The sequence below is a fragment of the Pelomonas caseinilytica genome (assembly GCF_021353235.1).
Classification (GTDB): Bacteria; Pseudomonadota; Gammaproteobacteria; order Burkholderiales; family Burkholderiaceae_C; genus Pelomonas; species Pelomonas caseinilytica.
The window spans coordinates 39,372-52,441 of the sequence record NZ_JAJTWT010000001.1 but is presented as its reverse complement, the minus strand read 5'-3'; the positions used below and the strand labels follow the sequence as shown (position 1 = coordinate 52,441).

Genomic DNA, 13,070 nt, shown 5'->3' with positions numbered 1-13,070 from the left:
GATCAAGCGGCATCCAAAGAGATGCCAGCTCACGACACACCGGAGACAACATGCCCCACCGACCCTTCCCGATCTCTGCCGTCCTGGCCGGCGCCCTGTGCCTGCCGGGCGCGGCGTTGGCCATCAACGGCGCCCAGCTCGGAGGCAATGGCGTCCGAAACGCCTCGATGGGCGGTGCGTCCATCGCGCTGCCGCTGGATGCGAACGCCGCGGCGAACAATCCGGCCGGCATGGCCTTCGTGCCGACCTCGGCCACGCTGGACCTGCAGGTCTTCCGCGGGCACTCGACGGCCGACTACGTGTTGCCGGGCAACCGGCTCGAGAACCGGCAGACCATCGCCGGCCCTCAAGGCGGCCTGAACTGGCAGCTGTCGTCCGGCCTGGCGGTGGGCTTCAGCGTTTCGGGCGGCGGCTCGGGGTCGGACTACCGCCAGGCGGCGCTGCCCGTGCCCGGCGCCGGCAAGGCCAGCTCCACGCTGCGTGTCGCCGAGTTCGTCCCCACGCTGGCCTGGAAGCCCGCTCCAGGCCTCGCCGTCGGCTTCGGCCTGACGCTGGCCCGCCAGCAATTCGAGGCCGATGGCGTGATCGTGCCGGCACCGGTGCCGGGCGGCCTGCTGCCGCTGCAAGGGCATGGCTCGCAGAGCTCCACCGGCGCGGGCTGGCGCGTCGGCGCCCTGTGGAAGCCCGTCGAAGCGGTGACGTTGGGCGCCAACTACAAGGCCCGCACCCGCATGGGCAAGCTGGATGGCTACGACGCCGACCTGCTCGCCTACAGCGCCGGTCGGCTCGATGTACCCGAGCAATACGGCGTCGGCGTCGCATGGCAGGCCAGCCCGGGCGTGACGATCGCCGCGGACTGGCTGCGCATCCTCTGGGGACAACTCAAGGTCATGCAGGACCCCAACGGCTTCGGCTGGCGCAACCAGCCGGTGCTGCGCATCGGCGTCTCCTGGCAGGCCGACGAGCGCCTTACCTTGCGCGCCGGCTTCAGCCGCAACCACGCTCAGATCGACAGTTCGCGCGCCACGCAGAACCTGCTCGTGCCCGCCATCCATGACAAGGCCTTCACCGTGGGCCTGTCCTGGGCGCTCGACCCGAAGTCCGAGCTGAGCCTGGGCTACGAGTTCAACCCGCGCACCACGCTCACCGGCACTGGCGCCAGCACGGGTACCAATCTCACCAGCCAGGTACAGATGTTCATGGCCGGCTGGCAACAACGCTTCTGATCGGGAGGTCCGATGAGTTCCATCCACCGCGCGGTGCTGCGCCAAGCCGAGGCGACCCCGGAAAGCCGCCTGCCGCCAGGCATCCAGCCACTGCCCCGGCCGCCGGCGATGGGCCGCGCCGTCGAACTGGCCTTCCTGCGCTGGGAGAAGCGCGACCTGGTCTCGACGGAGAACTTCTGGCGGGACTTCGGCCTGCACATCGTGAGCCGGTCGGCTGACGCCCTGGTCGCGCGGGGCACGGGCACCTCGGCCTGCATCTCGATCGCCACGAAGGGGAGGGTGAACCGCTTCGTCGGCCCGGCCTTTCGCATGTCAGACGGCACCGACCTCGAGCGCTTCGTGCGTGACATGGGCGCGAGGCCCATCCCGCCCGATCGCATTCCCGGCGGCGGGAGGGGCGTCGAATTGGCCGACCCGGCGGGCCGCAGCGTCTGGCTCCTGCAAGGCCAGACCCCGGTGGACGCGTTGCCCGTCCGCGAGCCCCTCGTCGCGGACATGAACACGGCCTTCTTCGCGCCACGGGTCAATCGCACCATCCGCGCGCCCCTCGAGCCCGCGCAGGTCGTCAGGCTGGGCCATGTGGTGATGCAGACCGTGGACTTCCCGCGCCTGGCGGACTGGTACCAGCGGGTGCTGGCCATCATCCCCACCGACGTGCAATACCTGGCCGACGGCAGCCCGGCCCTGGCCTTCTTCCGCCTCGATCTCGGCGACCAGCCGGCCGACCATCACACCGTCGTGATCGTCGGCGGCATCGAGGAGAAATACGAGCACAGCGCCTACGAAGTCGTCGACCTGGACGCCCTGGGCCAGGGGCAGCAGGTGCTGCGCGCGCAAGGGCACCGGCACATGTGGGGCATAGGCCGCCACGTCCTCGGCAGCCAGCTGTTCGACTACTGGATCGACCCCGACGGCTTCGAGTACGAGCACTACACCGACGGCGACCTGTTCACCGCCGACTTCGAGACGGCGTACTCGCCGCTGGAGTTCGGCGGGATCTGGGCCTGGGGCGACGACGCACCCGCCTCCATGAAGCCCAGGAAGACCGTCGGCACCCTGCTGCGGGTGCTCGGCCTGCTGCGCCGTAAGGCCATCACGCCGCAGCGACTGAAGCTGCTCGGCGAGGCACTCGACGCCCCCGCCCGACCCTGGGCCTGAACTCCTCCACACGACGCCATGCCACGCACCCTCATCCGCTACACCGCCAACGACGACGCCAGCGCCACGCCCGCCTGGGGCGTGTCCTTCGGCAGCGCCATCGCGCCCCTCGGCGTGGGCGATCTTTCCACCGGGCGCCTGCTCACCGACCACTGGGACCGGATCTGGTCTCTGCCTCCCGCGCAGGCGAGCCTGCCGCGCGCCCGCGTCCGCCTGCTGGCGCCGGTCACGACGGACCAGCAGTTCATCTGCCAGGGCATCAACTACCGCAGCCACGTCGAGGAGTCGGGGCTGCAGCTGTCGCAGTTCCCGTTCAACACCCTCTTCACCAAGGCCCCGTCGTGCATCACGGCTGCTGACGCCCCGGTCGTGCGGCCCGCGCACGTCCGGTTGCTGGACTACGAGATCGAACTCGGCCTGGTGCTGCGGCGCAGCCTACCGGCCGGTGCCCGCGTGAGCGCCGACGACCTCGGCCAGTGGCTGGGCGGCGTGACCATCGTCAACGACCTGTCCGCCCGGGACGTGCAGCTGCCCCAGGGGCAGTTCTACAAGGGCAAGAGCTACCGCGGTTTCGGCCCGGTCGGCCCGGGGCTGGTGCTGCTGACGCCCGAGGAGTGGCGCCGCTGGCCCGAGCTGCACATGCGCCTGGCGGTCAACGGACAGACGCGCCAGCAGGCCTATTGCCGCGAAATGATCCACCCGCCGGCGGCCACGTTGACGGAGCTGGCCGGCCTGCACGACGTCCATGCGGGCGACCTGATCGCCACCGGCACGCCGGCGGGCTGCGCCGCGCGCGCACCCGGCCGGGCCGCCATGTTCCTGGCCCGCCACCTGCTGAGCGATGCGCGCAAGTGGCAGCTCTTCATCCGCAAGGGCCTGTCCAACCCGGCCTACCTTCGCCCCGGCGACCGCCTGCACCTGTCGATCCGCACCGATGACGGCGCCATCGACCTGGGCGAGCAGACCACGGTCATCACCGGCCCCTGACTCCGCCTACCGAGGTTCCTCATGTCTTTTCGATCCACGTCCCTGCCGGCCTCCTCGGCGGCGGGCAGCGTCGACACCGACGTCATCGTCGTCGGCCTGGGGCCGGTGGGTGCGGCCCTGGCCGTGCTGCTCGGCCGTTATGGCGTGCGCGTGCTGGCCATCGACAAGGCCACCGACATCTTCACCAAGCCGCGCGCGATCGCCCTCGACAACGAGGCCCTGCGCATCCTGCAGCTGGTGGGGCTGCAGGACGGCGAGCTGTCGACGGTGGCCATCCCGCAGGTGCAATACCACTCGCCGCTGTTCGGGCGCTTCGCCCGCGTCGGCACGGCCGGCATCATCGACGGCCACCCCATGCTGGTGACCTTCTACCAGCCCGAGCTGGAGCGGCTGCTGCGCGCCAGGCTCGCGGCCAGCGCCAGCGTGGAGATGCGCCTGGGCGTGGAGATGGAGGGCCTGGCCGACGACGGGCGGCAGGTGCAGGCCAGCCTGCGGGACGCCGACGGTCGCGCCTGGCAGGCGCGGGCGCGCTTCCTCGTCGGCGCCGACGGCGCCAACTCGCTGGTGCGCCGACTGCTCGGGCTGGAGTTCGAAGGCCGCACCTTCGCGCAGGACTGGCTGATCGTCGACGCCCTCGACGTGCCTGAGCCGATCGATCACATCGAATTCATCTGCGACCCGCGGCGGCCGACGCCCCGCATGGTGGCGCCGGGTGGCCGGCAGCGCTGGGAGTTCATGCTCCACCCCGGCGAAGACGCCCAGGCGATGGAGCGTCCGGAGTCGGTGCGCCGGCTGCTCGCCCCCTGGTGCGACGTCGACAAGGTCCGCATCGAGCGCACGGCGGTCTACCGCTTCCACGCCCGCGAGGCCAGGGCCTTCTCCAAGGGGCGGTGCTTCCTGGCCGGCGACGCGGCGCACATCACCCCGCCCTTCGCCGGGCAGGGCCTTGTCGCCGGGCTGCGGGACGTGGCCAACCTGGCCTGGAAACTGGCCTGGGTGGTCAAGGAGCGTGCCGACGACCGCATCCTCGACAGCTACGACGCCGAGCGCCGGCCGCATGCCCGCAAGATCATCAACCTGGCGCGCTTCCTGGGCGCCCTGGTGATGCCGGGCAACCGAGCCGCCGCCTTCCTGATGCACGGGCTGATCCGCACCCTGCGGCTGCTGCCCAAGGGCAGGGCGCTGTTCGACGACCTGAAGATCAAGCCGGAGAACACCTTCGACACGGGGCTGTTCTGGCGTGACCGCCGCCACGAGCGCCTGCGTGCCGGCTCGACGCTGCCGCAAGGCTGGGTGCGCCCCGCCGGCGGCGCTCCGGTGTTGAGCGACGACGCCTTCGGCCTGCATTGGGCCCTCGTGGGCGTGGGCGTGGACCCCACCCCCCGGCTGCGGCCCGATCAACTGCACAGTTGGCAGCGGGCCGGCGGCAAGGTCTGGCAATGGTGCCAGCGCGCACAGGCCCAGCACCTGGCGGCCACGGACCAGCGCCTGGAGGCGCTGGACGAGACGCTGCTGCCCCGTCGCGTGCCGCTCGGTTGGGTCGTCATCGTGCGCCCGGACCGCTGCGTGATGGCCGAGGGGCCCGTGGAGCGCGTGCGGGAGATGCTCGACGAGGCCCTGCGCCGCGTCACCCCCGAGGCCGGTCGGCAGCCCGAGCAGGGCGCTTCGCTGAGCCCGCGAGGCGCCTAGGATGCGACGCGAACTGGTCTGCCTGCGGCCCTCGGTGCCCGCAGCGCTGCAGGTGCGGCAGACGCCCCTGCCCGAGCCTGGGCACGGCGAGGTGCGCGTGCGGGTCCAGGCCACCTCGGTCAATCCCATCGACGCCAGGCGCGCCAGCGGCTACGGGCAGCGGCTGCTTTCCCTCAAGGGCGCCGGCCGCTTCCCGCTGGTGCTCGGCAACGACCTGGTCGGGCATGTCCAAGCCCTGGGCGCGGGCGCCACCGGATTCGCCGTGGGCGAGCGCGTGTTCGGCCTCGTCGGCACCGGCCGCAGGGGCGGCGCGCATGCCTCCCACGTCGTCGTGCCTGAAGCCTGGCTCAGGCCTGCGCCGGCCGGCATGGCTGCCGCCGCGCTGGCGGTGCTGCCGTATGCCTTCACGACGATGTGGCAGGCGGTGCGCGCCGCCGGCCTCCACCCTGGCAACGCCGCCGGCCGGAAGGTGCTGGTCCTCGGCGCCGCCGGGGCGCTGGGGCGCCTGTCGCTGCAACTGTTGTCGTCCTGGGGGTGCTCCGTCACGGCCGTAGCCTCGGCCGGCTCGGCCGCGGAGTGCCAGGCCCTCGGCGCGAGCATGGCCCTGGAACGAGGGCCGGCCGTCCTCGGCCAGTTGCCCGACGATTTCGACGTGGCCCTGAACTTCGCGAGCTGGGACGAGGACATCGCACTCGCTTCCCGCCTGGGCACCACGGCCCTCGGCCAGGCCACCACGGTGCATCCGCTGCTGGGCCACTTCGACCGCCTCGGCTGGCTGAAAGGGGCGCTCGCCTGCCAGCATGACAAGCAGCAGGTCCAGGCTGTGGTTCGCCAGCGCTGCCCCACGGCCCGCTACGCCTGGACAATCTTCAAGCCCGATGCCCAAGCGCTGGACGAGCTGGCGACGCGCGTGGCCGCGACACGCATCTCCCTTCCCGTGGGCCTCTGCACGGGCCTGGAGCAGGCGGATAGCGCCTTCGCCCACGTCGCAGCGGGCCGGCCGGGTCGTGCCGTGCTCATTCCGTGACCGCCATGCGCGTGCGTCCTGCATTTCAAGACCGGTGACCCCGATGCCCCAAGTTGCCCCTTCTCAAACCGCCCAGCCGCACGGCTTCGCCGGCGTCCGCCAGCTGCGAGACGTGCTGGCCATCGAAGCCGACGTGCCCGACCCCGTCGGGGTGCTGCGCAACACCTACGAGCTGCTGCAGCGCGGCGCCGCCCTCGACCCCGAGGCGCCGGCGCTCAGCTTCTTCCTGCGCACGGAGGACCAGGACAGGCCCTTCGTCTGGACGCACCGCGAGTGGATGGCCCGCATCACGCAGGCGGCCAACGCCTTCCGGCAACTGGGCGTGGAGCGCGACGACGTCATCGCCTTCATCCTGCCCAACCTGCCCGAAACCCACTGGACCATCTGGGGCGGCGAGGCGGCCGGCATCGTCTTCGCCATCAACCCGCTGCTGGAACCTGCCTTGATGACTGAGCTGATGAACGCCGCGCGGCCCAAGGTGCTGGTCACGCTGGCCCCAACGCCCGGCGCCGACGTCTGGCAGAAGGCCTCGCAGGCGGCCCGCGGCGTCGCCAGCCTTCGGCACGTGCTCACGGTCAGCCCGCTCTCCTACCTCCGCCATCCACTGGCACCCGTGTTGCGCGGGATCTCGCGCCTGAAGACGCCGCGCCGGCTGGCGCAGGCCCGGGTGAGGCCCCTCGCTCCGCTGCTCGACGCCGCGCCCGCGCAGGCCCTGGCCTTTGCGCCGCCTTCGCTGGACGACCGGGCGTCGTACTTCTGCACTGGCGGTACCACCGGCCTGCCCAAGATCGCGGTGCGAACCCACCGCACGGAGGTGGCCAATGCCCTCGAACTGGCGGCCACCTTCGGCCCCGAGATCGAGGGCCGCGGGCGCACGCTCTTCTGCGGCCTGCCGCTGTTCCACGTCAACGCCCAGATCGGCACGGGGCTGACGCCCTGGTCCGTCGGCGCCCATGTCGTGCTGGGCACGCCCCAGGGCTACCGCGCACCGGGTCTGATCCCCCGCTTCTGGGACATCGCCGCCCACCATCGCATCCTGTTCTTCTCGGGCGTGCCCACGGTGTACTCGGCCCTGCTGCAGCATCCGCCCAGGGGCCAGGACCTGAGTCAGCTCAAGTACGGCGTCTGCGGGGCGGCGCCCATGCCGGTGGAGCTCTTCCACCGCTTCCAGCAGGAGACCGGCGTCAAGATCCTGGAGGGCTATGGCCTGACGGAGGGCGGCTGCGTCTCCAGCATCAACCCGCCGCACGGCGAGGTGCGGCTGGGCTCGATCGGCATTCGCCTGCCCTGGCAGCAGATGATGGCCTTCGTCCTCGACGAGCAGGGGCGCTGGCAGCGGGACGCCGCCTGCGACGAGGTCGGCGTGCTGGGCATCCGCGGCCCCAACCTGTTCGAGGGCTATCTGCACGCCTCCCACAACGAGGGCCTGTGGATCGAACGGCCCGATGCGCACGGCGAGATGCAGCGCTGGCTCAACACCGGCGACCTCGGGCGGCAGGATGCGCAGGGCTACTTCTGGCTCACCGGCCGCAAGAAGGAACTGATCATCCGCGGCGGCCACAACATCGACCCCAAGCTCATCGAGGAGGCGCTGCACGCGCACCCCGCCGTGGCCCTCGCGGCGGCCGTGGGGCGGCCCGACGCGCACGCCGGCGAAGTGCCCGTGGTCTATGTGCAGCTGCGCGAGGACCGGACCGCGACCGAGGCAGCCTTGATGCAGCATGCGCAGGCGCAGGTGGCCGAGCGGGCCGCGTGGCCCAGGCACATCCACGTCGTCGAATCGCTGCCCACCACGGCCATCGGCAAGATCTTCAAGCCGGCGCTGACGCTCAGGGAACTGGAGTCCGTCGTGCGCGAGGAAGCCAGGGCCGTCGGCGCCGAACTGGCCAACTGCGAGGCCGTGCAGGACCCGGGAGCCGGCATCCTGGTGCGGTGGCGGGCCACCGAGAAGGGCGAGGAGCTGGGCGCCCGGCTGGCGCGGTATACCTTCAAGCAGGAGCGGGTGGACTGAGTCGGCCACCTCTTGCTGTCGTCGCGTCGAGCGCCTCGCCGAGCCGTGGTCCGACAAAGTCGATGAAGGCCCGCACTGCCGGCGAGGAACGGGCGCTGCTGGCATAGAGCGCGAAGACGCCGATGTCCGGCGTGACGCGCCAGCCTGGCAGCACGTGGCGCAGCTGCCCCGTGGCCAGCGCGTCCTGGACGAGGAAGGCGGGCAGCACCGTGAAGCCCAGGCCGTCAACGGCGGCGCGCATCAGCAGGTCGCCGTTGTTGGAGCACACCGGCCCGCGCACGGGCACGCTGACGGGCCGAGTCTCGGCCCCCTCGGCCGGCTCGAAATGCCAGAGCGAGGTGGAGGCCGCCTCACCGTAGTGCAGGCAGGCGCGGCTGGTCAATTGTTCGGGCTCACTGGGCTCGTCCCCCGCCGCCAGATGACCCGGCGAGGCCACCAGCCAGCGCGGCGCGACGGCGATCGGGCGTGCCACCAGGTCCAGCTGTTCGGGAAGGTGGGCGATGCGCAGCGTCACGTCGGCACCGCTCCTGACGGGGTCCACGAAGCTGTCGTCCAGGTCCAGGCGCAGGTACACCTCGGGGTAGGCGGCGTGGAAGGCCGCGATCAACGGCGCCAGGTAGCGTTGGCCGAAGCTCATCGGCGCGTTCACGCGCAGCGGGCCGCGCGGCGCCTGGCTCAGGCCGCGCACCTCGCCGAGGGCCTCGTCCACCATGGCGACGATGGCCTCGGCCCGCCCGAGCAGGGCTTGGCCGGCGCTGCTGAGCGTGACGTTGCGGGTGCTGCGTGCGAACAGCGGAGAGCCGACCTCGGCTTCCAGCGCGGCGATCTGCTTGGAGGCCTGGTCGCGCGTGAGGCCCAGCTTGCGGGCGGCGGCCGAGAAGCTCGCCAGGCGCGCAGCCTCGACGAACAGGCGGAGGTGGCTGATTCGGTCCATGGCGGCGCATTGTCTGCAACTCGGCGACACCGAGTTGCCCGCTGGCCGTCTACCCGGGGCGGCGCGGCCTGCAAAGAATGCGGGGCATCCCCACCCCTCCCCGGAGCCACCCGTGAACAAGTCCAAACTCGAAGTGCTGACCCCGCAGAACTCGCAGCTGATCTTCATCGACCAGCAGCCCCAGATGGCCTTCGGCGTGCAGTCCATCGACCGCCAGGCGCTGAAGAACAACGTCGCCGCCCTGGCCAAGGCCGGCAAGGCCTTCGGCATCCCGACGACGATCACCACCGTCGAGACCCTGGGCTTCTCCGGCCCCACCTTCCCCGAGTTGCTGGCCGTCTTCCCCGAGGCGCCGCTGCTGGAGCGCACCTCCATGAACTCCTGGGACGACCAGAAGGTGCGCGACGCGCTGGCCCGCCACGCCGCACAGGGCCGCAAGAAGGTCGTCGTCTCGGGCCTGTGGACCGAGGTCTGCAACCTGAGCTTCGCGCTGTCGGCCATGCACGACACCGACTACGAGATCTACATGGTGGCCGACGCCAGCGGCGGCACCAGCAAGGACGCACATGACTACGCCATGCAGCGCATGATCCAGGCGGGCGTCGTGCCGGTGACCTGGCAGCAGGTGCTGCTGGAGTGGCAGCGCGACTGGGCCCGCAAGGACACCTACGAGGCCACCACCACCATCGTGCGCGAGCACAGCGGCGCCTACGGCATGGGCATCGACTACGCGGTCACCATGGTCCACAAGGGCCCCGAGCGTGCGGCCCACGGGCCCACGCTGCCGCCCCAGGCCGCGCGCTGAGGGGGGAGACGGTCATGAAGGTCTACCTGCTGTCGCTGGGGGCGGGCATCCTCGTCGGCGTCATCTACGCCCTGCTGCAGGTGCGCTCGCCCGCGCCGCCGGTCATCGCCTTGCTGGGCCTCCTGGGTATGCTGGTCGGCGAGCAGGTGGTGCCGCTGGCGCGCCGCGCACTCAGCGACGAGCCGCTCACCCTCGGCTGGTTCCATCAGGAATGCACGCCGAAGATCACTGGCGTGATGCCCTCGCGCAAGGACGACGCATGACCACCGCCGCTGTTGCCGACCTCATCATCCACAACGCCCGCATCACGACACTGGACCCGAGCCGGCCCGAGGCCAGCGCCGTGGCCGTCAAGGACGGCCGCTTCACCGCGGTCACCTCCGATGTCGAGCGGCTGATGGCGGGCCGGGGTCCCCGCACCCGCGTCATCGACGCACGCGGCCGGCGCCTCGTCCCCGGCCTCATCGACAGCCACACGCACCTGATCCGCGGTGGCCTGAACTTCAACCTGGAACTGCGCTGGGAGGGCGTGCCCACGCTGGCCGACGCCATGGCCATGCTGAAGGAGCAGGTCGGCCGCACGCCGCCGCCGCAGTGGGTGCGCGTGGTGGGCGGCTTCACGGAGCAGCAGTTCGCCGAGAAGCGCCTGCCCACGCTGGACGAGCTCAACGCCGCAGCTCCGCACACGCCGGTCTTCATCCTGCACCTCTATGACCGCGCCCTGCTGAACGCAGCCGCCCTGCGCGCCGTGGGCTACGGCAAGGACACCCCCAACCCACCCGGCGGCGAGATCCAGCGCGACGCCGCGGGGAACCCGACGGGACTTCTGCTGGCCCGGCCCAACGCCTTCCTGCTCTACGCCGCGCTGGCCCAGGGCCCCAGGCTCTCGCCCGACGACCAGATCAACAGCACGCGGCTTTTCATGCGCGAGCTCAACCGTCTTGGCATCACCAGCGTCATCGACGCCGGCGGCGGATTCCAGAACTACCCCGACGACTACCGGATCATCGACCGGCTGGCGCGCGACGGCGAACTGACGGTGCGCATCGCCTACAACCTGTTCACGCAGAACAAGGGCGCCGAGCTGGGCGACTTCCAGCGCTGGACCGACCTGCTCGCCCCGCTGGCCGGCAGCGAGACCTACCGCCACAACGGCGCGGGTGAGATGCTGGTCTTCAGCGGCGCCGACTTCGAGGATTTCCGCGAGCCCCGACCCGACCTGCCACCCGGCATGGAGCCCGACCTGGAGGCCGTCGTGCGCCTCCTCGTCACCAAGCGCTGGCCCTTCCGCATGCATGCCACCTACGAGGAGACCATCAGCCGCGCGCTGGACGTCTTCGAGAAGGTGGACCGCGAGATCCCCTTCGCCGGCCTGCACTGGTGGTTCGACCATGCCGAGACGGTGAGCCTGCGCTCCATCGACCGCATCAAGGCCCTGGGTGGCGGCATCGCCGTGCAGCACCGCATGGCCTTCCAGGGCGAGTACTTCGCCGCCCGCTACGGCGCCCAGGCTGCCGAGCAGACGCCGCCCATCCGCCGCATGCTGGACGCCGGCCTGCCCGTGGGCGCCGGCACCGACGCCACCCGCGTTGCCAGCTACAACCCCTGGACGAGCCTTGCCTGGCTCGTCACCGGCAAGACCGTGGGCGGCATGCGGATGTACGGCGAGGCCAACCTGCGGGACCGCCACACCGCACTGCGCCTGTGGACCCAGGCCAACACCTGGTTCAGCCACGACGAAGGCCGCAAGGGCCAGATCGCGGCGGGCCAGTTCGCCGACCTGGCGCTGCTCAGCCGCGACTACTTCGCCGTGCCTGAAGACGAGATCGGCGAGCTGTACGCTGAACTCACCGTCATGGGGGGCCGCATCGTGCACGCCGCCGGCGACTTCGCCGACCAGGCGCCGCCGCTGCCGCCAGCCTCGCCGGACTGGTCGCCCGTCAACCGCTTCGGCGGCCACTGGCATCGCAACCCGGCGGCCGGCTTGTTCACGCGGCCGGGCGGCGCCTCTCTGGCTGCCGCCTGCTGCGCCGCGCCCTGCGGCGTGCATGGCCACGGCCATGCGCAGGCGCTGGCCTCCTCGGTGCCGGCCGACGGGGCCGGCTTCTGGGGGGCGCTCGGCTGCGCCTGCTGGGCCTTCTGAGAATGCCATGACCACTTCCCTGACGCTGCGCCCCTGGCGCACCCTCGCGCTGCTGGCCCTGCTGCTGCCCTATCTCATCAGCGGCGCGCTCAAGCTGCTGGACTTCAACGGCGCGCGCGCCGAGGTGGGCGGGCTGAGCGGCCTGGCCGCACCCGCCCTCGTCACCATGCTGGCCGCCGCGGTCGTCGTCACGCAACTGGGCGGCAGCCTGCTGCTGCTCAGGGGCGGCCGCTGGGCGCCGCTGGGCGGGCTGGCGCTGGCGGGCTTCACGCTCATCGCCACCTTCCTGGCGCACACCTGGTGGGCGCTGCCGCAGGGGGCGGAGCGGGTCCAGGCCTTCAATGGCTTCTGGGAGCACATCGCCCTGGCCGGCGCGCTGGGCTTCGCGGCCGCAGTCGCCCACGGCGAGGCCGGCCGATGACGCCGCGCCGCCGCGCCGCCCTGCTGGCCCTGGCCGCAGCCTATGTGGACACCTGCGGCTTCATTGGCCTGTTCGGCCTCTTCACGGCCCACGTGACCGGCAACTTCGTGCTGATCGGCGCCGAGCTCGTGAGCCGGCACGACGCGATCCTCACCAAGCTGCTGGCGCTGCCCGTCTTCCTCGCCAGCGTGCTGCTGACGGCCCAGGCCGAGGTCGGGCTGCAGCGCCGCAGCCGTGCGGCGGCAGCCTGGCTGCTGGGCATGGAAGCGGTCCTCCTCGGCGTGGCGGCGCTGGCCGCCTGGCGCCTTCCCGCGCCGGGCCATGCCGACGACGCGTCGACGATGACCATTGGCTTCCTGCTGATCGCTGCCATGGGCGTGCAGAACGCGCTGATGCGCACCAGCCTGGCCGGCCCGGTGCAGACGACGGTGATGACGGGCAACGTCACCCAGATCGCCATCGACCTGCTGGCCCGCGCCACCGGCCGTGCCGACGCAACGACGCGCACCCGCATTGCCAACGCCTGGCCCGCCATCCTCGCCTTTGCGGCCGGCTCGGCCCTGGGTGCGGCGGGCTATGCCTGGCTGGGCTTTGATTGCCTGTGGGCGGCAGTAGCTCTCGCGCTGGCCGCCGCGTTCGCGGTGCGTTAGCGCATCGGTGGGCCGCCAC

The 13,070-nt window shown here is 71.6% G+C and carries 12 protein-coding genes; 11 read left to right on the top strand and 1 reads right to left on the bottom strand.

The genetic code is table 11. The features are described 5' to 3' along the window. The first annotated feature begins 50 nt into the window (after positions 1-50). The 6 genes from LXT12_RS00255 to LXT12_RS00230 are packed head-to-tail and all read left to right on the top strand — an operon-like array spanning position 51 to position 8,098. The gene (locus LXT12_RS00255) at positions 51-1,226 is read left to right on the top strand and encodes an OmpP1/FadL family transporter (protein ID WP_233388322.1); all 1,176 of its coding nucleotides are present in this window, start codon (positions 51-53) and stop codon (positions 1,224-1,226) included. Positions 1,227-1,238: 12 nt separating this feature from the next. Next, positions 1,239-2,384: a VOC family protein gene (locus LXT12_RS00250; protein WP_233388320.1), complete on the top strand. Its 1,146-nt coding sequence runs from the start codon at positions 1,239-1,241 to the stop codon at positions 2,382-2,384. A gap of 18 nt (positions 2,385-2,402) precedes the next feature. Then, positions 2,403-3,371, top strand: coding sequence for a fumarylacetoacetate hydrolase family protein (locus LXT12_RS00245; protein ID WP_233388317.1), 969 nt, complete (start codon positions 2,403-2,405; stop codon positions 3,369-3,371). A gap of 21 nt (positions 3,372-3,392) precedes the next feature. Then, complete coding sequence (locus LXT12_RS00240) at positions 3,393-5,060, top strand: bifunctional 3-(3-hydroxy-phenyl)propionate/3-hydroxycinnamic acid hydroxylase (protein WP_233388315.1); 1,668 nt, start codon at positions 3,393-3,395, stop codon at positions 5,058-5,060. 1 nt (position 5,061) lies between these two features. Continuing rightward, on the top strand, positions 5,062-6,087 hold the full coding sequence (locus LXT12_RS00235; RefSeq protein ID WP_233388313.1) for an alcohol dehydrogenase catalytic domain-containing protein: 1,026 nt from the start codon (positions 5,062-5,064) through the stop codon (positions 6,085-6,087). 43 nt (positions 6,088-6,130) lie between these two features. Next, positions 6,131-8,098, top strand: a complete 1,968-nt coding sequence (locus LXT12_RS00230) for an acyl-CoA synthetase (protein WP_233388311.1) — start codon at positions 6,131-6,133, stop codon at positions 8,096-8,098. On the opposite strand, the gene LXT12_RS00225 is transcribed toward LXT12_RS00230, so the two are convergent. Next, positions 8,076-9,032 (bottom strand): LysR family transcriptional regulator, encoded by a 957-nt coding sequence (locus LXT12_RS00225; protein ID WP_233388309.1) that lies wholly within the window; start codon positions 9,030-9,032, stop codon positions 8,076-8,078. The two genes, LXT12_RS00230 and LXT12_RS00225, sit on opposite strands and share 23 nt — an antisense overlap. A gap of 112 nt (positions 9,033-9,144) precedes the next feature. Here LXT12_RS00225 and LXT12_RS00220 point away from each other — a divergent pair, with 112 nt between their 5' ends. Genes LXT12_RS00220 through LXT12_RS00200 form a run of 5 tightly spaced genes read left to right on the top strand, consistent with a single transcriptional unit; the run spans position 9,145 to position 13,051 of the window. Beyond that, on the top strand, positions 9,145-9,837 hold the full coding sequence (locus LXT12_RS00220; protein ID WP_233388307.1) for a hydrolase: 693 nt from the start codon (positions 9,145-9,147) through the stop codon (positions 9,835-9,837). Between the two features lie 14 nt (positions 9,838-9,851). Beyond that, positions 9,852-10,100 (top strand): XapX domain-containing protein, encoded by a 249-nt coding sequence (locus LXT12_RS00215; protein WP_233388305.1) that lies wholly within the window; start codon positions 9,852-9,854, stop codon positions 10,098-10,100. Continuing rightward, on the top strand, positions 10,097-11,980 hold the full coding sequence (locus LXT12_RS00210; protein WP_233388303.1) for an amidohydrolase: 1,884 nt from the start codon (positions 10,097-10,099) through the stop codon (positions 11,978-11,980). The genes LXT12_RS00215 and LXT12_RS00210 overlap by 4 nt, the downstream gene beginning before the upstream one ends. Before the next feature lie 7 nt (positions 11,981-11,987). Then, on the top strand, positions 11,988-12,401 hold the full coding sequence (locus tag LXT12_RS00205; protein WP_233388301.1) for a DoxX family membrane protein: 414 nt from the start codon (positions 11,988-11,990) through the stop codon (positions 12,399-12,401). Then, the gene (locus tag LXT12_RS00200; RefSeq protein ID WP_233388300.1) at positions 12,398-13,051 is read left to right on the top strand and encodes a YoaK family protein; all 654 of its coding nucleotides are present in this window, start codon (positions 12,398-12,400) and stop codon (positions 13,049-13,051) included. Before LXT12_RS00205 ends, LXT12_RS00200 begins: the two co-directional genes overlap by 4 nt. Positions 13,052-13,070: the final 19 nt, after the last annotated feature.